This window comes from Bacteroidota bacterium (genome assembly GCA_030706565.1).
GTDB lineage: Bacteria > Bacteroidota > Bacteroidia > Bacteroidales > JAUZOH01 > JAUZOH01.
In genome coordinates this window covers 1-24,755 of record JAUZOH010000013.1, presented here as the reverse complement: position 1 = coordinate 24,755, position 24,755 = coordinate 1, and the positions used below count along the sequence as shown (strand labels likewise).

Sequence of the window (24,755 nt, the reverse complement as noted above, 5' to 3'; positions counted from 1 at the left end):
CTGGTGTGGATAGGCGACATGCATCCGGAAGTGATGACTATTAATTCCGTATTTGGCAATAACGAGGTGGTCCCTAAAAGTCTTGATTTGGCCCGCGACCTGACTCCTCTTCCAAGTTGGATGAATACCATCAGTTCTTATTCGATTTGGTGGATACTGATACAGCGCGATTGGTACTATTATCAGGGTAACCTCAGCTACCTGAAACAGCAAAAATCTTACCTCACAGGGTTACTTCATTTGTTGGCTACTAAAATTGATCCTTCTGGAAAAGAAATTCTTGATGGGGGAAGGTTTTTGGATTGGCCGTCAAGTGAGAACAAGGAAGCCATACATGCCGGTTTGCAATCGATGATGGTATTGGGTTTTGAGGCCGGGGCTGATCTTTGCCGGATCCTGGGTGATGAAGAAACCGCAAAACTATGCCTTGGTTCAATTGAAAAGCTTAAGAAACACGTTCCGGATATGGCAGGGTCAAAACAGGCTGCTGCGCTTCTTTCGCTTGCCGGGCTGGTTCCTGCGGGAAAAGCAAATAATGAAGTCCTGGCGCAGGATGGAGTTCATAAAATGTCCACATTTTACGGATATTATATGTTGAAGGCCCGGGCAAAAGCAGGTGATTATCAGGGCGCAATTGATAATATCCGGCAGTACTGGGGTGGCATGCTCGATTTGGGCGCAACGACTTTTTGGGAGGATTTCGACATCGACTGGATGAAAAATGCCGGAAGAATTGATGAACTGGTTCCCAATGATAAAGTAGATGTTCATGCTTCCTATGGAGGATATTGCTATAAAAAATTCAGGCATAGCTTTTGCCATGGATGGGCATCCGGGCCTACTTCCTGGCTTACTCAATATGTACTTGGCATAAATGTGCTGGAACCAGGTTGTAAAAAAATCAAGATAGAACCTCATCTTGGCGACTTAAAGTGGGTGGAAGGTACTTTCCCGACTCCTTACGGAGTGGTTAGCGTTAAACACAGGAAAAACGAAAACGGGAAGATTATAACAACCTATAAGGCACCTAAGGGTGTTAAGGTGATCTTATAAACGAATTACTAATTTTTGTTTAACTATGATTTTGTAGTCTGTAACTCCCCGAAAGGAGTTGCAGGCTTCAAAATTTAATTTTGGTTAACAGGAAACGGAATGATCCTGTCTATAATTTATTGGGAACCACCGGTTAACTTTAGTAAATGTTTATCCAGTCCAGATCAACACTACCGCTTTTCACTTCAAATTTCATTTCATTTTCTCCTTTTTTAAACAGTTGAGGTGCAAGCTTTAATTCGGTCAAATCGGTTTGGTTTACTTTTAAATTGACTGGTTTTCCGTTGATGATCAATTTCATTTCAGAGGGCTGTCCAGTTGTTTTTACCTGTATGGAAACATTGTATTTCTTTTTTTCCGGTGATTTGAATTTATAAACTGTCCATTCTCCTGCATTTAATTCAATTACCTGACTGGAGGCAAGTTCGCGCCGGTCGCTATGAACCACTTTAATTTTTACTGGTTCTTTTTTCCGGTAATTCAATGATTTGGTCAGGGTGTCTTTTACAAAATAGGATATCTTATATCCATCTTCTCCGTAATTTTCAGCTTCTATTTTCAATGGAACCTGACGAAATACCGAATTTACAACAGACGGGAAATAAACACAATTTTCAAGTTTGATATTTTCGAGCAATTGGTTGAAAATTTTTTCAGGATCAGTTGCAACCGTAGTTCCACCCTCGCGGGAATAGGTTGTAATATCTTTCCAGTCTTGCGGAGGTTTGATAGAATAGGGTGTGTTTCCTGTATCCATTTTTTTCCACGGCCAAAAGGACCAGCCAATATTATGTTTCTCAAAATACTGGGTAGTGGCAAAATAAATGGCTTCATTTTTTTCACCTGTTTCACCCACCCAAACCGGAGCGTTCAGCTTTTCCTGTTTTTTCAGGAAATGGCTGATGTCATTCAGGTTGTCAGGATTGTCCCAACAATAGTAATGAAATTGATACATGATATTGTTATCCGGGGCGGTTTCAAATAATGACCAGTTATTGGCCCAGTCATATCCTTCGAGGGTGAATATATGTTTTTTATCTACCTGGCGGATTGCTTTTATCAACCGTTGGTAAAGGGGTACAAGTTCATTTTTGTACCTGGCAGCTGCTCCGGTTCCTTCAGGGAGTGGCTCATTCAGAAGGTCATAGGCGGCCACGCAGGGTTCGTCTTTGTATCTGTCGGCAATTTTTACCCATAATTTTTCCAAAAGATCTTGGTTCTTAGGGTTCATGAAAAGCCCGGGTTCATTATTCTGGCTGTCATCGATGTTGGCTCCTGTTTGTCCGCCGGGAGCAGCGTGCATATCGATAATTACATACAGATGATATTTTTTGCACCATCCGATCAGGTTATCAAGTAATTCAAAACCTTCATCAACGAATTCATTTTTTTCTCCTTCTGTCAGAAATAAACGTGCATTCAACGCTGGCCTGACCGAATTAAAGCCAAGTTCGGCAATCCGTTTAATATCGGCTTCGGTGATATAGTTTCTGCGAAAGGTTTTCCAAAATTGTTCGGCCTTTTCCTTTCCAATATGATCGGCTACCAGTTTTTCAATTTTCCGGGGACGATCCGCTTTATTGCCAAACTTCCACATATAGCCCTCAGGCAGCATCCAGTTTCCCAGTCCGACGCCACGTAAAAGAACTTTTCTGCCGCTTTCATCAACGATATCCTGTCCTTTGGCATGTAAAAATGTTTGAGCCGAAACTCCAAATGTCATCATACTGGAAAATACCAGTATGATGATGAATTTATTTGAAATAGTTCTCGTCATATAATTTGTTTTTACAGTCTGTTAAATTGATCATGAATAGAGCAACAAATTACTGCAGTTCAAATGTGTCTTTCAACCTGATATCGGCTGAAGATGAGCCAATCATGAGGTCAAAAGTTCCGGGTTCTGCTACCCAATTCAAATTGCTGTTATAAAAAGAGAGTTTTTCCTTATTAATGGTAAAATGAATTGTTTTACTTTCCTGAGGTTTCAGCTGGATTTTCTGAAAATCTTTCAACTCTTTTACCGGCCTGGTAACTGAAGCCACAAGATCTCTGATATACAGCTGAACTACTTCTTCACCCGTATATTTACCTGTATTGGTAAGAGTAAATGAGACGTCAATAGTTTGATTAGGCTTCATTTTTGAAGCACTGAGTTTTAAGTTGTCATACTTGAAGGTAGTATAACTTAAGCCATAACCAAACGGGAATTTTGGGCTCTTTTGAAGGTCAATATAACCGGAACGGTAATTGACAAAATTGTCATTATCCTCAGCTGGGCGTCCGGTATTCAGATAGTTGTAATAGATTGGAATCTGGCCTTCAGTACGGGGGAATGTCATGGGTAATTTACCGGAAGGATTGTAATCGCCAAATAAAACATCAGCTATGGCATTGCCGGCTTCACTTCCCAGCCACCAGGTATATAAAATTGCAGGAGCATGATCGGCAGTCCAATTAAAGATTAGAGGCCGTCCGGCATTGATCAGAACTATCAACGGTTTACCGGTAGCATATATGGCTTTGATTAACTCTTCCTGAACTCCCGGTATATGGATATTCGACCGGCTTTTAGCTTCGCCGCTCATGTCCCTTTTTTCACCGACACTCAGGATAACAATATCAGCCTGTTTTGCAACGTTAATGGCTTCGGCAAATCCGGCAGTAGATGTATCATTAACTTCACAACCTTTGGCATAGAGTAGATTTTCTTTTCCCACCCTTTTTTCAAGTCCTTCGAATTGAGAAACCACGTCACTGTTGTCGGGCCAGCCCACGTTCCAGAAACCAAGCATATCCTCTTTTGATTTTGCCAGGGGGCCTATCAGTGCAATCTTTTGGTTAGTAGAGGTCAATGGCAACAAGCTGTTATCATTTTTAAGCATAACAATACTTTTTCTGGCAACTTCCCTGGCCTTGACCCGGTGTTCAGGATCGTTCAGAGCCTGCTTTTCTCTTTCTTCATTACAGAATCTGTAAGGGTCATCAAATAATCCCAGTTCAAACTTCTTGCGTAATACGCGTCTAACGGCTTCATCAACCACAGCAACCGGAACTTTACCGTCTTTTACCAATTGTGCAAGATTTTTGGTATAACAACGGCTTTCCATATCCATGTCATTTCCTGCTTTGATAGCTTCCATTGCAGCTTCATAACCATCTTTGGCAAAACCGTGTGCTACCATTTCACCAATGGAGCCCCAGTCGCTAACAACAAAACCTTTAAAATTCCATTTGCCTTTTAGCATAACCTTTTGCAAATAAGCATTACCTGTTGCAGGAATCCCGTTCAGGGTATTGAAACTATTCATAAAGGTGGCGGCACCAGCCTTAGCTGCAGCCTCAAAGGGGGGAAGGTAAACTTCCAGGAGGGTGCGGGTACTCATATCTACGGAATTATAGTCACGGCCTCCAATAGCGGCTCCGTAAGCAGCAAAATGTTTGGCACAGGCCATAACTGCATCAGTGCTTCCCAGTCCTTTGCCCTGGAAACCTTTTACCCTTGCCCTGGCGATGGTACAGCCCAGGTAAGTATCTTCACCGGCCCCTTCCATCACACGGCCCCAGCGAGGATCACGTGCAATATCAACCATAGGAGCAAAGGTCCAATGAACGCCCGACGCAGAAGCTTCAGTGGCAGCAATACGGGCTGATTCTTCAATGGCATTCAAATCCCAGCTGGCAGCTTCGGCTAAAGGAATTGGAAATGTTGTCTTGTATCCGTGAATTACATCCAGTCCAAACAACAAAGGAATTTTCAGGCGGGATTGCAGGGCAACTGCCTGCATGGCCCGCGCTTTATCCACTCCTTTTACATTTAACAGTGAACCTATTTTGCCCTCCTTAATTTCCTGCAATTTGTTGCCTTCCGGAGAGACCGGCCCGGTAGCCCATGCACTGGTATATTGATTAAGCTGACCCACTTTTTCCTCAAGGGTCATCCGTTTTAATAAGGCATCCACCCTTTTATCAATATTTTTTTCCTGGGCTTTTACCCCAAACGAACCAAACGTCAGGCAGAATAAAAGTGACGTTATAATTCCGCATTTTATAGCTTTGTTCATACTTTTTTATTATTGAGTTATTTATTGGTTTTGAAAAAATTTTATAATCACAATCTTTTATCTTCAAATATATTTCAAACATTAATTCCAGGAACGTTCTAATAAAAATCTTTCATATCCTGTGTTTTTTATTTTCAATTAGACCAATTCCCGGGATTTATAAAAGTTCAAATGTGCCTTTCAACCTGATGTCAGCTGAAGATGAGCCGATCATGAGACTGAAAGTACCAGGTTCTGCAACCCAATTCAGTTTGCTGTTAAAAAAGGAGAGTTTTTCCTTATCAATGGAAAAATGAATTGTTTTACTTTCCTGGGGGTTCAACTGTATCTTCTGAAAATCCTTTAATTCCTTTACCGGCCTGGAGACAGAAGCAACCAGATCCCTGATATACAGCTGAACTACTTCTTCTCCTGCATATTTCCCTGTATTGGTAAGGGTAAATGAAACATCAATTGTTTGGTTGGAGTTCATTTTTGAAGTACTGAGTTTTAAATTGTCATACTTGAAAGTGGTATAACTCAAGCCATATCCAAAAGGAAATTTAGGGCTTTTTTGAAGATCTGTATAACCGGTCTGGTAGCTTCCAAAACTGTCATTATCAGGTGCAGGATGTCCGGTATTCAGGTAGTTGTAATAAATTGGAATCTGGCCTTCATTCCGGGGAAAAGTTATGGGTAATTTACCCGAAGGATTGTAATCACCAAATAAAACATCAGCTATGGCATTGCCGGCCTCACTTCCCAGCCACCAGGTATATAAAATTGCAGGAGCATGGTCGGCGGTCCAGTCAAAAATTAAAGGCCGCCCGGCATTGATTAGAACGACCACCGGTTTGCCGGTGGCATATATGGCTTTAATTAACTCTTCCTGAACTCCCGGTATATGGATATTTGACCTGCTTTTGGCTTCGCCGCTCATTTCCCTTTTCTCGCCTACGCTCAGGATTACTATGTCGGCCTGTTTCGCAACGGCAATAGCCTCTGCGAAACCAGCCGTTGAGGTATCCTTTACTTCACAACCTTTGGCATAGAGCAGATTTTCTTTTCCGACCCTTTTTTCCAGTCCTTCGAATTGAGAAACCACGCTGCTGTTATCTGACCAATAAATGCTCCAGGCACCAAGCATATCATCTTTAGACTTTGCCAGAGGGCCTATCAATGCAATTTTCTTATTGGGGGTCAATGGCAACAGGTTGTTTTCATTTTTAAGCAACACAATACTTCTTTTGGCAACTTCTCTGGCCTTAACCCGGTGTTCCGGATCGTTTAGTGCCTGCTTCTCTCTTTCTTCATTACAGAATCTGTAAGGGTCATCAAATAATCCCAGTTCAAATTTCTTGCGCAATATGCGCTTTACGGCTTCGTCAACGACAGCAACCGGAACTTTTCCGTCTCTTACCAATTGTGCAAGATTTTTGGTATAGCAACGGCTTTCCATGTCCATGTCGTTTCCTGCTTTAATGGCAACCAGGGCTGCTTCATTACCATCCTTGACAAAATTATCCTGTATCATTCCCCCTATAGAGCCCCAGTCGCTAACAACAAAACCTTTAAAATTCCATTTGCCCTTAAGTATTTCCCTTTGTAAATAGGTATCTCCGGTAGCGGGGATACCGTTCAGGGTGTTGAAACTGTTCATAAATGTGGCAACCCCGGCATCTGCTGCAGCTTTGAAAGGTGGGAGGTAAACTTCCAGCAGGGTGCGGGGACTCATATCTACGGAATTATAGTCACGGCCACCAATAACTGCTCCATAAGCGGCAAAATGTTTGGCACAAGCCATAACTGCATCGGTGTTTCCAAGTCCTTTGCCCTGGAAACCTTTTACCCTTGCCCTGGCAATGGCACAACCCAGGTAAGTATCTTCGCCGGCGCCTTCCATCACACGGCCCCAGCGTGGATCACGTGCAATATCCACCATGGGCGCAAAGGTCCAATGAACGCCCGAAGCAGAAGCTTCAGTGGCAGCAATACGTGCAGATTCTTCAATGGCATTCAAATCCCAGCTTGCAGCTTCAGCTAAAGGAATTGGAAATGTTGTTCTGTATCCGTGAATTACATCCAGCCCAAACAACAATGGAATCTTCAGGCGTGATTGCAGGGCAACTGCCTGCATGGCCCGTGTTTTATCCACTCCTTTTACATTCAATAAGGAACCTACTTTACCTTCCTTAATTTCCTGCAATTTATTGCCTTCAGGAGAGACCGGCCCGGTAGCCCACGAACTGGTATATTGATTAAGCTGTCCAACCTTCTCCTCAAGGGTCATCCGTTTTAATAAGGCGTTCACCTTTTGATCAAGGTTCTTTTCCTGGGCATTTACCCCAAACGAACCCCATATAAGGCAGAATGAAATTGATGCTAAAAATCCAAATTTTAAACGTTTTTTCATATTTTTTAATGCAGAATAGTTAATAATTTAACCGGGTTATTAAAAGTGTTTAATTTAAATAAGGGCCAATGAGATGAAAATCGAAATTCTGTCCGTTATGGTAAAAAACAGGATAACAGATGATTCAGGCAGGTACCTGAAAAAAATGTTAAAGAATCAATAATTGAGAAAGATTTTAATACCTGAAATGTAGAATCCATAAATCAATAATCGTATTTTGATACAAATGGCCAATACTTCCAAATATAATTCCCCCGGTTTTGTACTCAAAAATCAGCACATTATTTTTTAAAAAGGGTAAAAAATCTTTTGCGTTTAAATATACCCCTGATATTCAGGGGTATATTTAAAATTATTTTAAAAAAGAATTATTCTACGATGAGGGTTGAAATGGAATGGGGCAAACTGACTGTGGCCGTTGACTTTCCTGAAATCCAAAGATTATATTTCATCTCTTTGTCTGAAATGTTCATCACTATAACTGCAAGTTTGCCATCGGTATTTACAAAGGCAGTTGTCAGCAGCTGATTGCGGTTTGACGCACTGGTAATGCGTTTTGCTCCAGGGCGGACGAATTTCGAAAAGTGTCCAAGGTAATAGTAACTGTTGGTATAAATCAGTTTGCCGGTATTCGTATCCGCATGAACAGGGGCAAAGCAGTAATTTCCAACATGGTTGGGGCCTCCTTTTTCGTCCAGAAGAATATTCCAGTCTGTCCAGCCAACTGTACCGTTATTAAAATCATTGACGAGAGAGAGTCCGTATTTTTCTCCCAGAGCCCAGTTGTTAACATCCTCTGCTTTAAACCGTTCTGCACATCCTTCGGTAAACAGCAGATTTTTATTCGGAAAAGACTCTTTAGTCCTCTTAAGATTTTCAAACTGCATTCCTCCTCCACTCCAGGATTCGTACCAGTGATAGCCAAATCCCCAAACGTACTGAGCTGCTTTAGGATCGCTCATGATTACACTGGCCCGTTGATAGAGAAGATCGCGGTTATGGTCCCAGGCAATAATTTTCTTATTGCCAAGTCCTTCTTTTTTAAAGGTAGGCCCTAAATAATATTTGATAAAATCGCGTTCGTCGGCAGCGGTGTAAATACACGATTCCCAGGTTTGTCTCGCCATGGGTTCGTTTTGGACGGTTATTCCCCAGACGGGAATGCCCTTGGCTTCGTATGCATGGATGAACTTTACAAAATAATTGGCCCAGGTTTGCCTGTATTTTGGAAGAAGTTTACCTCCATGCAACATGTCGTTGTTGTCTTTCATCCAGGCAGGAGGGCTCCATGGGCTGGCAAAGACTGTAAGTTTGCCACCGGCAGCTGCAATTGCCTGCCTGATAAAAGGTATGCGGTATTTTTCGTCGTGGCTTATATTAAATGTTTTAAGCGATACATCCCGGTCGGCCACATAAGTATAACTATCACTTGAAAAATCGCAACTGTTGATATTTGTCCTGGCCAAAGTATAGCCTATCCCTTTTTGTGGATCGTAGTATGCAGTAAGTAATTCTTTTTGTTTTTCTTTGGGTAATTTGGCAAAAGTTTCAGCCGCTGCGTCAGTTAATGCGCCCCCAATTCCCACAATAGACTGGAATGTTTTGGCCGGATCGACAAAAATCCATGTTTCAGATTCAATTGGCTGCTGCGCATCCTGTAAGGTCAATGAGCCGTTTTCACTAATTCTCAAGTTGGTGTTCTCAGCTGTGGTGTAAACTTTAATTTGTTTTTTGCTAAACCCGGATGACTTTTGGCCCCATGTTTCTGTTTGAATCCAACAAAAAGCTATAGCTGCCAATAAAAGTATCTTTGTTATTTTTTTCATAAATTAAATTTAAGGTATTTATCAGATAAACATGCTGTCAGAATAGGATGTCAAGAGAGGGAATATGAAAACAAATGTAATTGATATTAATTCAGAACAATTATTGTTTAATGAATGAAAATATTTGCTAAAATTTTTATTTCCCATCTCTGGATTTTTTGAGAAGAATATTCGTCTTTCCCTGAAATCTTATTAATTAAATGACGTGCCGGTTTTAGGCCGGCACGTTTGTTTCTCCTTCTTAATTTAACAATAGGTTATTTCTTTATAAACCTGAAAACTTTTACAGAGTGAGGTGGAATTTTATAATTAATCGTGCTTTTATCCAATTTCACATCCTTGTGTTCCCATAAATCACGCACCTTATAATCTTCAAGCTTATAAGAATCTGATGACCAGTAATTATCATTGGACTTAAGAAGTACATTAAAATCTACCTGGACATTTTTTTCTTCATCACCGCGGTTTAATAAACATACAGCTTTTTCATTATGGGCTAATTTTTTGATCCAGATTTCATAATCACCGTTGTCACGGAAACAGAAAGCTTGATTTCCCAGGGAATCCTGATCAAGGGCAATAACTTCAGGGTTGGTGAGTATTTCTTTGATAGCGGGGGTCATAGTACTTAAGTCATTTCCTGCCATTAAAGGTGCGGCTAACATGCACCAGAGGGAAAAGTGTGTTTTGTACTCTTCATTGGTCATACCTCCATTGCCAACTTCCAGCATATCCGGATCATTCCAATGTCCAGGGCCTGAATATTTTGCAATATCTCTTTCTTTGTCAAGGATAGCAATCATGGCATCCCATCTGTCCTGAATATCTCCTGTAGTTCTCCATAAATGACCAACTTCTTTTGCCCATTCCCAGGGTTTTGAAGTTCCCCACTCGCACAAGCTGAAAACAATTGGCCTTCCGGCTGCATACAGGGCATCTCTCATAATGGAGTATGAGGATTTGGCATCCTGAGTAGTGGAATAACACCAGTCATACTTTAAATAATCTACTCCCCAACGGGCGTATGAACGTGCATCCTGAAATTCATATCCCCGTCCTCCTGGACGTCCCTGACAGGTTTTAGTCCCTGCACAGGAGTAAATACCAAATTTTAATCCTTTTGAATGTATATAATCGGCCACATATTTCATGCCGTGAGGAAAACGGTCTTTATCCGGGATCACTTCTCCGTTTTCGTCCCGGTCAACCTGCCAGCAATCATCTATGACGATGTAATTGTAACCTGCCTCTTTCATGCCGCTGGACACCATCTCATCCGCCATTTGCATGATTAATTTTTCACTGACGTTACATTGAAATTTGTTCCAGCTATTCCAACCCATGGGCGGAGTTTTGGCCAATTGTTCAAATTTCTGGGCTGAGGCATTAAATGCAAAAAATGCAGCCACCATCAATAATAGTATCTGTTTCTTCATCGGTTTAAGTTTTGTTTAAATAATAGTAAAAAATATGTAAATAAGTGTGTAATAATTGTTTGCTTTTATTATCAATCTGCTGATTAAGTCAGATCAAATTTATATAAATTATGAACTTGTGTTTACAATTTTTTATAAGTGTTATTAATTTATTACCGATTCATTTTTGTATTGAGCTGGCCTTTTTAAATCATTTTGTGCACTTTAATTCGACAAATATGTTCAATATTATTTGAAAAATCAAATGTTAAAAGCCTCTAAATGTTATTTTTCAAAAGAAAACTTATAGTTGTCACTTTTTTTGGCAGTCGTTTTAAAAATTAAAGCTTGTGTTATATAAATCCTGGTTCCCTTGGATTCTGCTCTTTTTTCTCCTTTAACCACAAGTTTGACCTGATGCTTCCCGGGTTTTAAATTCAGTACATGCCAAATACTCGTGGTATGCTCTTGTTGGGCAAAATAGTAATAGGTATCAATGCTGCGCTGCAGTTTTCCATCCACATATATGTCTGCTTTTCCACAATCCTGATGCCAGTTGCCTTCCAGGGAAATTCCTGTCCCCGAGAAATTAAATATCAGCTCGTCCCCCTTATTTTCAGCATATATTGATTGCTTTTTTATCTGTTTGTTGCTATTATCAATTTCAAAGGTTTTCCAGTTCCCTTTAAATACCCAGTTATTCTGATCAAAAATCGATACCTTTTTATCGAAAACAGTATTTGGAAATGAAACTTCAGCTTTTGTGTTAACAGGTTTTTGTAATCTTACAAAAATTTTCCTGTCAGTTACTTTCCCTCCATTTTTTGCAATCAGATTGAGTGCATATTTATTTATACTTTTTACAGCTGAATTAAAGGAGTAGGTGGTGTTGATGAAAATGGAATCACTGACGGCTTTAACACCTTCCTGCATATATTGGGGCAAACCGCTAAATCCTTTTATTACACCCAGAACTGCCATAGCCGTTGACGGGTTGCAGTCGGCATCCTGTCCGCAACGGGCGGTAATTTCAAGTGTTTTCATGGGATCACCTTCCCCGTACAGCAATCCCATTACGATATAGGCGCCATTCAGTTTTGCATCAATGTTAAAAGGGTCTCCGGCTCCACAAATATCGACATTTCCCCATTTTGCCTGAAGTTCATTCCAAGAAGCTTTCCAATCAGATGGGTACCGCTGATGTAGCCTGATCACATCCCTTACAATTCTGGCATAATCGCTTCCTGCAGGTATAGCATTCAAGGCATTCTGAATTACCTTTAGAATATCCTTACAGAAATAGGCTTCGGAATGGAGAGCTGCGACAAAAATACCTCCATAAACCCCATCCCCATAGTTCATGATGTGCCCGATTTTATTTGCGATTCTTGAGGCAGTTACAGGCATTCCTGGACACATAAATCCAATATAGTCAGCCTCTATCTGAAAATCAATATCGTCCGCATGGAGATTATTTTCAGGTCTGCCTGACATTGGCGCAAAAATGCTGTCAAAGAAATTTTTTCTTGCTTGCATATTGGCATGCCACAACTGGTATCCTGCTTTTGCAAACATTTCCTGGTATTTTTTTGCAGGTGCATTAAGCCCATACTTATCCATAGACATCAAAAAGGTCAATTGCACATAGAGATCATCCTGCCACATACTGCCTCTGATATCTGAAGGTTTCCAATTTATGGGATCTGTGAAAATATGATTCATGGCTTTGAATTCGACCGGAGCGCCGTATGTTACACCGATCATCTTGCCCGCCCAACCACCGGCTATTTTATCCTTTAATACATCAGGACTGATCGTTTTATACTCTTGTGATGAAACGCTACAAGAGAAGACTGTGATTAAAATAAGAACCAGCAGTTGTGAAAAATAATTTTTTCTCATTTCTTTATTTTGCTTAAAGTTGATTATTATTGATTTCATTGTTTGTATCGTTCTGATGCCCCTAAGCATCCTTTCCGTTTATTTGGTGTATCAATTCTTCTTACAATATTGTTTCCTTTAATTTGCGATCAATTTATCCGGAAGTTCTTGTTTTCACTCGATTTTAGAATTAAATTTAGGGTAGATTATGCTTGTCGAAATAAATAGAACGAGTCACTTCTGTTGCTTTTCTATTTCTGATAAACCTTTACCCAGTCGACCTCCATTACCGCAGGGAAACAAGCGTCATCAATGACCGGACCACCCCAATTTCCTCCAATGGCAATATTAAAAATAAAGAAGAAAGGTTTATCGAAAGGCCAGTTGTCTTTATTTTTTACTTCAGGATTATATCGATAGACCAATTTGCCATCGATAAAGAATGCAATATACTCTTTTGTCCACTCCATCCCATAGATGTGAAATTTATTGAAAGGATTTTTTATCTTCAAAATACCGGTATAAGGCGTCTGTCCATATCCTGATTTATTGTGAATAGATGAATGTATAAAACAAGGGTGTTTGCCTACGTGTTCCATGATATCCAATTCTCCGCAGGAAGGCCAACCCACCTCCTCATGGTTTTGTCCCAGCATCCACAGTGCCGGCCAGGTACCAACTCCTTTGGGTAGTTTGGCTTTTATTTCAAACAAACCGTATGTAAAAGTTCGTTTGTCTTTTGTGTTAATTCGGCCTGAAGTATATTTGTTATTTTCTTTTTTTGCGACAATGCGCAGTTTTCCATTTTCGACCTGAATATTAGTGCCAGCTGTGTAATATTGTAACTCATTGTTTACCCATCCAGGATTGGCTGTTTCATTTTTCCAGGAGTTCGTGTCAAGCGCAAGTCCATTAAAATCATCCTTCCATACAAGTTTATATCCTTTTTTAGATTGAGCAGAAAGGCTTAAGGAAACTGCAAGACAAAAAAATAAAAATACTTGTTTAAGATTTGTTTCCATGATAATTATTTAATAGGAATTTATTTATCTGTTTACATGAAAAATCGACATTCTTATAAAGCATTAGGCCAGAAAAAGAAGTAGTAAAAAGTGATTTATAAAATAAGTCAATCTTTTTTTATGAAGACTGGCTACTTTTTAGAAATTCTCAGTGGCATCCATACTTTTATAATTCCACCAGTTTGACTTGCATCAGCAAAAGGAACCAGTATTAATTGATGTTTCACTGCATCCTTATTCATATCTATAATATTTACGGGATAAACCTGATTTCCAATCCACTGTTCAGGCAGTAATTTGACAACACTTTTACTTGCTGGTTTTTCAACAACCAGTTCTTTCCCCGATTCAAACTGATATTTCTTTAGAAATTCAGTATTTAAAGAGTTGTCAAATGCTAAAACCTGTGGCCCTCTTTGAAATGCTATTTGATTGGGATAGCTTATACCCCCATCTAAAATTTGAATAGGAATATTAAAAGAGACTTTTATTTTGTCTCCTGATTTCCAGGTACGATTTATAACTAAATAATGATTGGCTATTCCTCTATATTTTTTTCCATTTACTATAGCAATATATGAACTACTCCAGGATGGTACCCGTAAAGCGAATGCAAAAAGTGCAGTTTGAGAAGGGTTTACTGTTATTGTCTCATTGCTTGTTTCAGGGAAATTGCTTTCACATTTTACGGAAAGGCTGATTTTTTTATTATCGGCAGTGTTAATATTTTCTTTGTAGATTGCCGGTCCATACAGCATCACCGTTGGGGTGTTTTTTACATTGCCGAATGTGAAGTATGGCAAGAGAGCAATTCCTCTGGGAACACTTGACGTACAACAAGAAATGCCACAAGAATAAGGCTTTTTACCCATTAAGGGAGTATAATAACTTACACATCCGGATTCGGGATTTTCCGCACCAAATAATTGATTATAAATTGATTTTTCAATTTGTTCAATATATTTTAAATCTCCGGTAATATCTAACAGATTTTGATTTAATTGGATCCAAGTCACAGTCACACAACCTTCACCAATATGATCAGTATCGGCTGCAGGTAATATACCATTACCTTGAAAATATTCAAAGGAACTGGTTGTCCCAGTAATATACAATCTATTGGATACGATATCCTGCCAAGCAATTAAAACTGGTTTTAAGAGCTTCGGATCTCCTGTAACCCGATAAAGTTTTGCCAAACCAAGCAAATTCGAAAGCATTTCATACGCTTTACCATTACCCACCTTAGTCACTTTGCCGGTTGATAATAAAGAACTGATAATTTTGGGCCCATTGTCTTGTTCCCACGCTTTCAAAATATAATAACAAAAATCAAGATACTTTTTATCTCCAGTGTATTTATATAACTCCACCATTGGGTCTAAAACACTGGTTGCAGCCATGCCTACATGAGTACCTGCTTTAATAATATCTCGCTGCCCGGGTTTGTTGCCAAAGGTTTTACAAAGCAAATCCCCCATGTTTTTACAAGCATCCAAAGCAGGCTGATAGCCGGTTGTAGTATAATAAGCCATCAATCCATACAAATTATATTTATGACTCCATACATCCCAGCTTGTCCAATATTCATCAGGTGAATAAGTTCCCAAATAACCATCTTTCAACTGAGAGTTAACCAGTTCGTACATTATACGGTCCATTTGCTTTTTAAGCCTTGGATCATGAGTGTTTTTCCAAACATTACATGCTGCTTCCAAATATTTTCCTACGTGTTCACCGACCCATGGATGATTACCCGGTCTTTGCAAATACCCATTCATTAAACCATCTTCATCAACTTTCAAAAGTCGCTCTTTCAGGTTTTGTGAAAAACGTTTTCCAAGATAACCTTCTAATTTTTGATTTTGAAAGGGAATAGTAGTAAATGCATCCTTGATTTTATCCTCTACAACTGGTTTTGGTTCATTGGCAACTTTAATTTCAACTTGTTTATGGGCCAAATATACCTGCTCATTTTTAATCGTATCTGAACTTCCATTTTCAGCAATGGAATAGCCGATTTTAAAAATATCAACATTATTTACAGGAACATAATTCGAAAAAGACATTTCCAGCTCAACACCCTTTATTCCTTTTATTTGTACCGGTTTTGATTCGGAAAATATTTTTTGATAGGTTTTATCTGCTATCCAATAATTTATTGTTCCATTAAAATTCTCTGCTCTGTTATTAATAAATTTTATTTTTGATGTAAATCCGTTGTTGGCAGTTTCAATAATTTTTTGTTGTATAGAAATAAAATCAGACCATTGAATAGGCCCATATTTATATGGACCCTGGTACATCCCAATCCAGCTATCTGGACTAAAAACCCTTACAACAATTACATTTTCCTTATCCCACTGCACTTCTTTTGCCGGAATAATATACAACCTGTCTGCTTGCGATTGGGTTTGAAAGTTAGGGGGGAAAGAACCTGTTTGTCCAATCAGCCTGCCATTAAAAAATGTTTGATCAACATCATCAATCTTTCCAAGCATCAATTGTATCCCTTTCCCTTTTTCAGCAAGGGCTTTCATGCTTGACGGAATTGTGATTTTAATACGGTACCATTCATAAATATTTGATTTTATGATAGTATCCTTCCTGCTTGTACCTAACTGTTTATTGCCCCAATCAGCATCATTATATGATGGATTTGTCCAAGCCATATCATCGCCGATTTTAAACTTGCATTCTTGTGGTAATGGAAGCATTTGTGCATTTGCGGCATAAAAAATCATTATCGAAAATAATATGGTAAGAAGACTGTGCTTTACTTTTGAGAAATGTTTCATCCGAACAAAATTGATTTTTATAGGTCGGACGGAACTCGCATAGTATTGTTCTTGTCTGTTTGTGTATTTGGAAAAATATGCTCGTTTCATACGTAAATAATTATTGGTTTAAGAACATTTGAACCCGCCAGCAGGCAGATTCACCGAAGAAAAACTCACTGTCTGTAGTTTTCATCGATGTTTATATGTGTTTATTGTAAACATGCTCATTTCTATTGTAGGAAATTAATTTTCAATGTCCGTATATAAACTACATGATGAAATTTTATTTATTTCCTCTAGCCGGCGAATCATATGGATTATATATTCTTTAGTAGGGTATTATTTTTCAATCTTATATTTCAATTCAACATAAACCGGACAATGGTCAGAAGGATATTTCAAATCTTTTGAATCAGACAAAACAGCAAATTTGTTTACAATAAAATTGCTGGATTTAGAAATAAAAATATAATCAATCAACAAATTAACAGGTTCGTTGTGCTTAAAATTATTGAATGTTCCTGAAGGGCCAAATGGTTTCTGCAAAGACAAATCCCTAGTATCGCCCATTTGAGTTTTTAAATATTTTATCAATTCTGTGTTTGGCTCCGAATTTAAATCCCCCATAAAAATTACAGAAAGATTTTTTGAGTTTAATGCTTTAATTTTTGCAAGAATAAGTTCGATGCCTTTTATTCTTGCTGTTTCACTGATATTGTCCAAATGGGTATTAAAAACCCAAAATTGTTTTTTTTTGTTCTTGTCAAAAAGTAAGGCATAGGTACATACTCTGTTATAGGCAGCATCCCATCCTTTTGAAATAACATCAGGAGTTTCAGACAACCAAAAAGTGCCTGATTTTTTTAGTTCAAACCGTTCTTTTTTATAAAATATATTTGATGATTCTCCTTTATTTGCTCCGTCTCTACCTACCCCCACATAGTTGTATTCAGATAATTGAGTCTCAATATCAATTACCTGATTAGGCAAAGCCTCCTGAACACCAAATATATCCGGTTCGTAAAACTGCACCTGTGCATTAAAATAATCTTTTCTGTTGGCCCATGAATTTTCACCATCAGACTTTACATCAAGTCGTATATTATATGTCATTAACTTTATGTTCTGAGAATGGGCAAATGCCACAGGTAAAATAAATATTATTAGTAAAAGAAATCTTTTCATGTCAACGGAATTATTTTAATTTTTAAATTTTTCCATTCTTTATCTAAACGATTCTAACTCATCTTTAACTTGGTTTCTCTTGATGATGATAGGTTATATTCATTAAGGATTATTCCATAACTGTTTTTTTGTTCGTATTGTTAATACTTCCACCCTTACCATTAATAATACTCTTCACTTTGCTTTCTTTATTCCCATTTAACCAAATTATAACTTTATGGTGAATATCCTTTTCAACAACTGAAGGTGTTTCGATAGCCTGATCGACAATTATTGGAGCATTATAAAATACATTATATATGCCTATCCCCCAGGCATGATGTTTTTTTACCTCATCGGCAACCTTGTACGATGCATATCCATATGTTTTTCCGTGTTTCCATACATCAGCGGATGGTGGATCATAAGGCATTTCGCTTTGATAAAAATAAACCCGACCATTGTCACCCCTCCAAAGTGTTTGATATTCCTGAAAATGCTCATTAAATAACCCGTAAACTGTAACATTGTCACCATTTACAATCAACCCGTTTGCACATCTGCTTTTGTTCCATCCTATACCGTCACCATGATCTGCTCTCCAAAGCCACACATGATCGACATAAACATTATTACTATTGATCAATAAGCAATTTGATGCAGAACCTTCATGAGGGCCGCCAACCCTAAAAAACACATCAAACAAAAACGTAGGATTTGTTTCATGTTTCTTTTTTGATCCATACTCTCCAACCTGCATTAGTGTTTTAGAAGGTACAATTGCTGCATCAATCAGCAAGCCGGCAATAGTAACTCCATCAACATCAGAAACATTAATCACTTTATTCCCATTTTCAGGAACCAGCGTTGCCATTCCAATACCCATTATAACAGTACCCGGATGTTTAATTTTCAGACATTCGTTTAAAGCATAAATACCGGGGGTAAAAAGAATGTTCCTCCCATTTTTCAAAGCTCTATTAATCGATTTAGCATTGTCAATATTAGGATAAGCAACATAAAAATCATCAAGTGTAATTGTTTTTTCTCTGTTTTTTTGATTATCCCAGTCTACACCTATTGAATTTTGCTTTAATGCAGGTATTTTCAAACTGAATTTCCCTTCGGAATAAACCAAGTAGGGTTTTTCACGAACTTCAGGTGTTTCTTTTATGGTGGTAATGGGCTTAGGCCAATTCTCTTCAGGTGCATTAGAAACTCCAACAAACATCATATTCCAGAGGCTGCCAACCCAATTTTTCCAAACGGTATTTCTAGAAAGCCATTGCTGCTGTGAACCTGAAAACACGGTCCCTTCAATTTTACAATCTGCCATAAAACCTCCACTGGAAGGTCCATCGTATAATTTTAAATTTCCTTTTACAAAAACCCGGCGCAAAGGGGAAGCTTGCGAAACAGCCCAGGTATTGGTTGAATCGACGGTTGGAACAATCGTTAAATTTTCGGCTGCCCGCCAAAAATTAGTCAATACATGACCATCATGCATTGAATTAGACCTGACAGCACCGATAATTACTACATCTTTAGGAGAATTTCCCAAACCCCCAATATACATGTAATAGCCAACCCTTACATCTAATCTATAAATTCCAGGTTTAAAAAGTAAAGCATAACGGTTTTTTGAAAACTCGCTATTTTGCATAGTCTGACAGGCATGAAGGGAATCTATAAATGCTTGAACTTCCTTCATATCCATCGCAGGATCGAATACAAATACATTTTTACCCAGTAATGTCCGGTTATACTTGTCTGCAATAGTCTTTACACTTTCAGATAATGGATTACTGGTTTGAGAATAACCGATCTGTATTCCTCCCAAAAGTAACAACAGGTTAATTAAAAAAAATATAAATTTCATTAGATTATGAGCAGTTCGATAATTTGGTTTTTTCTTAAAAAAAATTCTAATTCTACTTTATCCAAGTCAAGGTTTTTCCTTCGAATGGAAAAGTCAAACTCATCTATGTCAAAAGTATCCATTAATCTTCTCAAAGATCAAATGAAGATTAATGGATACAATCATTCTAAACTTATTACCAAAATTTGTTCTGTTTTTAAACTTCTGCAGAAAGATCTTGATGAAAAATGATTTTATCTATTCTTTTAACCACCAAGGGATTTGGTTAATTCCATCATATCCACCATACTGCTCATCAATTGCCTTTTTATAATTGTCTGGATTAGATACCTGTTCACTAGTCGGGTACTTCCAGCGTTTAGGGTATATTGTTTTATCATCGGGATTCATGCTAGTTGCAGGATCGAGAGGCAAAACAGGATAACCTGTACGGAGAATCTGAGGATAATTTAAGCCATTACCTTGAAAGAAATCTATAAGCCATCTTTGTATCCATATTTGATGCAAACGATCTGTCTTGGTTCCGGATGTTGCATAGGCAGCAGCACCGGTAAAATAATTATCTATATAGGCCTGATTAATAGACATTCCATGAGTAGCCGTAGTAGGCAAGTTCATAAAAAGCTTAAGCATTGATTTTACTCCACTTTCATAGTAATCCTTTGCGTTTCCGGTTACCCAACCTTCTTCTATTGCTTCAGCAATAATGAAACATTGTTCTGCATAGGTAAGTTTAAGCATAGGGTCACCAGCTTTATCTTTTGTATAACGTAAATTTATCAAAGAATAATTACCCTGTTGATTATTAAGGGCAATAGCATCACTAGATAAAGAGGTATTGGCACCTTCATAAGCATTAAAATCATTTTCAAGTTTACCACTGGCAATTAAGGCTGGTGCCGGATCTGCGAAATAAAACAACCTGCGGTCATTCAATGCTTTTAAATTATCAACCACTAATTTTGAAAGGACAACATAAGTCCGGTTGGTTTCCCCACTCCAAAAAGGATGATTCGTGCCTATTGCAGAAGTATAGACTAATTGAAAATTATCCGAATTGTCCACCATTAAATTACCTGCAGAAACTATAGCTGCAAAGCGAGCTTTTTGATCGGGAGTGATTTTTTTACTAATCGTCTGCAAAACTTTCAACTGCATTGTATTACAAAGTTTACGCCATTTCGTGACATCTCCGTTGTACATTATATCACCACCAAAATTTGTTCCGGCTGCAAAATCCGCCTCTGCAGATTTCAAATCATTTAGTATGGATACGAATACATCTGCTTGCTTATCATATTTAGGCCTGGTTATTCCATCCTCTGCTTGACCAGTTTCAGAATAGGGAATATCACCCATGTCCAGTGTCATTTGAAAACCATACCATGCCTTCATAAATAGTGCTAATCCCTTAAATGAGGATTCATATTTAGTCCCTTTAGAAAATTCAACCATTCGTTTGAGATTAGTTAAATTCGTATAACTGTCAAATCCACCATAAGGCCAATAAGAATAAAAATATTCGTAAGGGTTTGGAGTTCCATTTGCATTTGCCGTATGATGACACCATAAGTTTCCGGTGGCGAAATCAGTTGGATTAGGGTTCCAAAACCTAAAAGCGCTTTTCATTACTCCAGTGGCGAGCATTTCAGGAGTAACCGTGGTTGCAGCATCTGGATTTGTATTCAAATCATTAAAATTGCTACACGAACTTGCAATTGTTAGAGTAACAATTGCAATAAATATATAATATAATTTTTTCATGGTCATTTCGCTTAAAATGTTAATTTAATATTACATCCCAGGTATCTTACAGCAGGGTCTGAAAAATCTTCAGTACCTCCGTCAGGATCAGAATATTTGAAATCTTTTGCCCATAACAGCACATTTTGTCCCACAAAACTAACTGATGCAGCTTTAGCTATACCATGTAAAAATTTATTTGGAACATCGTAGGTTAAAGATATTTCACGTAATTTGAAAAAAGTCTTAGAATAAGTATCAACAGGACTTCCATTTCCTCCCCAGGCACTGCTGTTGTGTAAATCTACTATATATTGTTTATAGGTAGTGGCAACATCGTTGGGCGCAAAAACACGAGTATCTTTGGTAATATTCCCAAAATTGTCATATGTAACCGTACCTGATATAACTTTTACACCCTGGCCAACAAAGTTTTTGGAACCCGGTGTAGCAACATCTTTTGCTCTAGCCTCTGTAACAGAACCGGGATGAACTCCTGATTGCCACATATAACTTTCTGTTCTGGTGTTCATTAACCCGCCAACTACACCATCAAGAGATACAAATAGACTTACATTTTTATATCTTAATGTAGAATTTGCACCCCAAAGCCAATCTGGATCTGACCAGCCAAAATTTGAATTATATTGGCTATATTGTAATCTTCCGTTATTAAATACAAGATTTCCGGATGGATCGCGTACAAAATCTTTACTTACAAAAGCATCAACACGTGCTCCTACCTTTATCCAGGGTGCTACAGTTGAATAAGTTGGGTCTAACTTGGTATAATAACGGGCAAAAGTTGACCAGTTAAGACCTAAATCCCATTGCCAATCATTATTTTTGATTGGTGAGCCATTAACTGTTACCTCCCAGCCACGACGAGAAATTTCTTCTTTACTATTAACATAGTTACCGGTATAGCCAGTAGCTGCTGAAAGTGGACCTGAAATCAAAGCATTGTACATCAATTTGTTATAATAGGAAACATCGACCATCAAACGATTTTTAAACACAATTCCTTCCAATCCTGCTTCAAACGTATTAGCACTTGCAGGAAGGAGAGTTGGCGAATATAAAGAAGTAGGAGAATATGCTGCATTATATCCACTGCCCCAAGCAGAACTTGCAAGCGAAAAAGTACTATTCACTGCATAAATTGCGGGAGGTGTTTTTGACATTGTCCAGGAACTTCTTACCTTCAATAAATCAAGCCAATTTTTTGTTCCCGGCAAAAGTTCTGAAATCACAAAACTCGATGCTAAAGATGGATAAAAATAAGAACGGGTTGTACTTGGCAATGTTGAACTCCAGTCATTACGCCCGGTAGCTTCCAAATATACCATTCTGTCCCAGGATAAAGATAAACGACCATATAGAGAATTTACCTGTTGACGAGTCATACTTGCTGATATTAAGGGGGGATTGACCGATGCTGCGATAGAGAAAAAATCGGGGACAGAAATGCCGCCTTGCGTCATAGCATAAATATTATCATCCCGTTTGAAGTACATTGTCCCTCCTGCAAGATATTCTACATTTAATTTGTTAATCGACTTTTCACCTGTTAGTAACAAATCATTGTTCATACTATAACCCGAAGTACGTCCTGTATTATATCCCCCAGTATATGCTCCATTCCATGTCCAAAGGTTACCGGGAATAGGTGTATTACCCGTAGATGTATAAGAACCCCATGAAACCCTTTGATCGCCACGATCTATGTAAAAATCAAGACCTGAGCGAATGCTGGCTTTCAACCAATTGGTTATTTCATAGCTTGTTGACACATCGGCATTAAAAACATCACGGGCAATTTCATTTGTCCTCTCGTAAGCATCAAAATAAGGATTATTGATCGTTGACTTATAGCAAAAGTTTTGTGTCTTTCCTTTATCCAACCAGTAATTGTCTTTGTAATCCAGAATATTATAATCAGTAGCTGACCAAATCAGCAAGGAATACATAGGATCATATGAGGTATAACCATTAGATCCCATATTGGGGGATGTTTTTTTAGAATAAGATAAGTCTGAACTTAATTTAAATTTTTTCAGATTGATATCTCCACCAAAGGTGTAAGTATATTTATCCAAAACAGCATTAGGATATTGTCCTTTATTTTGTGTCCAGTTAATCGAACTTCTAAGAGAAGCGACATCTCCTTTATAACTAATATTAAAATTATTATTGGTTACATAACCTTGTTCCAGGAAGTTTTTGAAGTTGTTTTTCCCAACAGGTAAATAGGCATAATCTCTGTACTCTTTTAAAAAAGGATCCCATTGATTTTGAATTGATCCGTCCATCTTTCCCCCCCATACTGAGGTGGCGTTTTTATCATAAGTATTATTGTTACCGCGACCATATACACTTTGAACCTTAGGAATGGCTAAAAAACCTGCGGTAAACATTGTATTAGTCGCAAAATCTGCAGTTAATCCTGCTGTTTTATTAGTACTTCCATTTTTGGTTGTAATCAAAATAGCACCATTTGCTCCACGAAAACCATAAAGAGCCGAAGCTGTTGCTCCCTTCAGGACACTCATTGACACAATGTCTTCAGAGGACATATCGCTAATGGTCTTATTTGCATAAGGTACTCCATCTATTACCAATAAAGGATTTTCACCACGAATGGTGAGTGTTGGAGCAACAGCAAAATCCGGCGAGTTTTTTACCAAAAGTCCTGCTACTTTTCCGGTAAGAGATGTAGCAACATCAACACCCGAAACTTTCTGCAGGCTCTCTCCCGAGACCTTTTGGACCGAATATCCAAGCGCTTTCTCAGAACGCTTAATGCCAAGTGCCGTTACAACAACTTCTTCCATTTTGACTGCCTCTGCCTGCAGTACAACATTAATCAAATTTTTACTTTTAACAACAATTTTTTGGGTTTTCATCCCGATAAATGAAAACTCAAGAACCTGATTTACCTGAGGACTTAGAGAATAATTCCCATTTAAATCTGTTACAGTACCAACATTAGAACCTTCTATCCTAACACTTACACCGGGTATAGGTTGTCCACTCTCGTCGTTTACACGACCGCTCACTTTTATTTGCTGAGCCGAAATAGAAGCAATTGTAAAAATTGCCATTGCAATAATTACAAAAACTCTTTTTCGGCTTTTTAAAGGCAAACAATTTTGTCTTAATAGTTTCATAAGCTTAAAAATTAAATTTGGTTATTGAAAATTAAAAAATGAATATTTTGGATATAATTTTTATGTACTTATACACAATCAAAAGAGTCAAAACCTTTATTGTATTCGAAAAAATTTATTTGTTTTATCAAAAAGGAATTAAAGAGCCTCTCTTATTTAGTTACTTCCTGAAAGAATTATTAATGCAAGTCCTGATATAAAAAGGAGAAACATAAGAGCCAAGAGCCAATTGGTTTGTTTTGAAGCACCTTTAAATTCTTTCCAGATAAATACGCCCCAAATGGCCGCAATCATTGTTGCACCTTGTCCTAAACCATAAGAAATAGCAGCGCCCGCCTTACCTGCTGCGATATAACTCAATGAAGT

14 protein-coding genes are annotated in these 24,755 nt (G+C 38.2%); 1 reads left to right on the top strand and 13 read right to left on the bottom strand.

The genetic code is table 11. The annotated features are described in order from the left end of the window. Positions 1-1,053: alpha-L-rhamnosidase C-terminal domain-containing protein (locus Q8907_01860; GenBank protein ID MDP4273002.1), on the top strand; the 1,053-nt coding region annotated here is incomplete at its 5' end. A gap of 139 nt (positions 1,054-1,192) precedes the next feature. Here the strand turns inward: Q8907_01860 and Q8907_01855 are convergent. The 13 genes from Q8907_01855 to Q8907_01795 form a co-directional block, all read right to left on the bottom strand. Then, positions 1,193-2,830, bottom strand: coding sequence for a cellulase family glycosylhydrolase (locus Q8907_01855; GenBank protein ID MDP4273001.1), 1,638 nt, complete (start codon positions 2,828-2,830; stop codon positions 1,193-1,195). Between the two features lie 49 nt (positions 2,831-2,879). After that, positions 2,880-5,117, bottom strand: a complete 2,238-nt coding sequence (gene bglX / locus Q8907_01850; GenBank protein ID MDP4273000.1) for a beta-glucosidase BglX — start codon at positions 5,115-5,117, stop codon at positions 2,880-2,882. A 157-nt stretch (positions 5,118-5,274) separates the two neighbouring features. Continuing rightward, positions 5,275-7,509, bottom strand: coding sequence for a beta-glucosidase BglX (gene bglX / locus Q8907_01845; protein MDP4272999.1), 2,235 nt, complete (start codon positions 7,507-7,509; stop codon positions 5,275-5,277). A 368-nt stretch (positions 7,510-7,877) separates the two neighbouring features. Then, complete coding sequence (locus Q8907_01840; GenBank protein MDP4272998.1) at positions 7,878-9,335, bottom strand: glycoside hydrolase family 30 protein; 1,458 nt, start codon at positions 9,333-9,335, stop codon at positions 7,878-7,880. 257 nt (positions 9,336-9,592) lie between these two features. Next, entirely contained in the window at positions 9,593-10,747 is a 1,155-nt protein-coding gene (locus Q8907_01835; protein MDP4272997.1) for a glycoside hydrolase family 27 protein, read from the bottom strand. 288 nt (positions 10,748-11,035) lie between these two features. Continuing rightward, positions 11,036-12,652: an ADP-ribosylglycohydrolase family protein gene (locus Q8907_01830; protein MDP4272996.1), complete on the bottom strand. Its 1,617-nt coding sequence runs from the start codon at positions 12,650-12,652 to the stop codon at positions 11,036-11,038. A 230-nt stretch (positions 12,653-12,882) separates the two neighbouring features. Further along, positions 12,883-13,653, bottom strand: a complete 771-nt coding sequence (locus Q8907_01825; protein ID MDP4272995.1) for a glycoside hydrolase family 16 protein — start codon at positions 13,651-13,653, stop codon at positions 12,883-12,885. A 131-nt stretch (positions 13,654-13,784) separates the two neighbouring features. Further along, positions 13,785-16,046, bottom strand: coding sequence for a glycoside hydrolase family 127 protein (locus tag Q8907_01820; protein ID MDP4272994.1), 2,262 nt, complete (start codon positions 16,044-16,046; stop codon positions 13,785-13,787). Between the two features lie 726 nt (positions 16,047-16,772). After that, on the bottom strand, positions 16,773-17,618 hold the full coding sequence (locus Q8907_01815) for an endonuclease/exonuclease/phosphatase family protein (GenBank protein MDP4272993.1): 846 nt from the start codon (positions 17,616-17,618) through the stop codon (positions 16,773-16,775). A gap of 109 nt (positions 17,619-17,727) precedes the next feature. Then, the gene (locus Q8907_01810) at positions 17,728-19,476 is read right to left on the bottom strand and encodes a coagulation factor 5/8 type domain-containing protein (protein MDP4272992.1); all 1,749 of its coding nucleotides are present in this window, start codon (positions 19,474-19,476) and stop codon (positions 17,728-17,730) included. 237 nt (positions 19,477-19,713) lie between these two features. Continuing rightward, positions 19,714-21,240, bottom strand: a complete 1,527-nt coding sequence (locus Q8907_01805) for a SusD/RagB family nutrient-binding outer membrane lipoprotein (GenBank protein MDP4272991.1) — start codon at positions 21,238-21,240, stop codon at positions 19,714-19,716. Between the two features lie 11 nt (positions 21,241-21,251). Further along, positions 21,252-24,389: a SusC/RagA family TonB-linked outer membrane protein gene (locus Q8907_01800; protein ID MDP4272990.1), complete on the bottom strand. Its 3,138-nt coding sequence runs from the start codon at positions 24,387-24,389 to the stop codon at positions 21,252-21,254. Between the two features lie 156 nt (positions 24,390-24,545). Then, positions 24,546-24,755, bottom strand: a 210-nt coding sequence (locus Q8907_01795; protein ID MDP4272989.1) for a multidrug DMT transporter permease, incomplete at its 5' end; no start/stop codon positions are given.

What these genes read in the sequence shown, in the direction of transcription:
- Q8907_01855 (MDP4273001.1), bottom strand. Translation starts at nt 2,830, where the DNA reads ATGACGAGAACTATTTCAAATAAATTCATCATCATACTGGTATTTTCC.
- bglX (MDP4273000.1), bottom strand. Translation starts at nt 5,117, where the DNA reads ATGAACAAAGCTATAAAATGCGGAATTATAACGTCACTTTTATTCTGC.
- bglX (MDP4272999.1), bottom strand. Translation starts at nt 7,509, where the DNA reads ATGAAAAAACGTTTAAAATTTGGATTTTTAGCATCAATTTCATTCTGC.
- Q8907_01840 (MDP4272998.1), bottom strand. Translation starts at nt 9,335, where the DNA reads ATGAAAAAAATAACAAAGATACTTTTATTGGCAGCTATAGCTTTTTGT.
- Q8907_01835 (MDP4272997.1), bottom strand. Translation starts at nt 10,747, where the DNA reads ATGGTGGCTGCATTTTTTGCATTTAATGCCTCAGCCCAGAAATTTGAA.
- Q8907_01830 (MDP4272996.1), bottom strand. Translation starts at nt 12,652, where the DNA reads ATGAGAAAAAATTATTTTTCACAACTGCTGGTTCTTATTTTAATCACA.
- Q8907_01825 (MDP4272995.1), bottom strand. Translation starts at nt 13,653, where the DNA reads ATGGAAACAAATCTTAAACAAGTATTTTTATTTTTTTGTCTTGCAGTT.
- Q8907_01815 (MDP4272993.1), bottom strand. Translation starts at nt 17,618, where the DNA reads ATGAAAAGATTTCTTTTACTAATAATATTTATTTTACCTGTGGCATTT.
- Q8907_01810 (MDP4272992.1), bottom strand. Translation starts at nt 19,476, where the DNA reads ATGAAATTTATATTTTTTTTAATTAACCTGTTGTTACTTTTGGGAGGA.
- Q8907_01805 (MDP4272991.1), bottom strand. Translation starts at nt 21,240, where the DNA reads ATGAAAAAATTATATTATATATTTATTGCAATTGTTACTCTAACAATT.
- Q8907_01800 (MDP4272990.1), bottom strand. Translation starts at nt 24,389, where the DNA reads ATGAAACTATTAAGACAAAATTGTTTGCCTTTAAAAAGCCGAAAAAGA.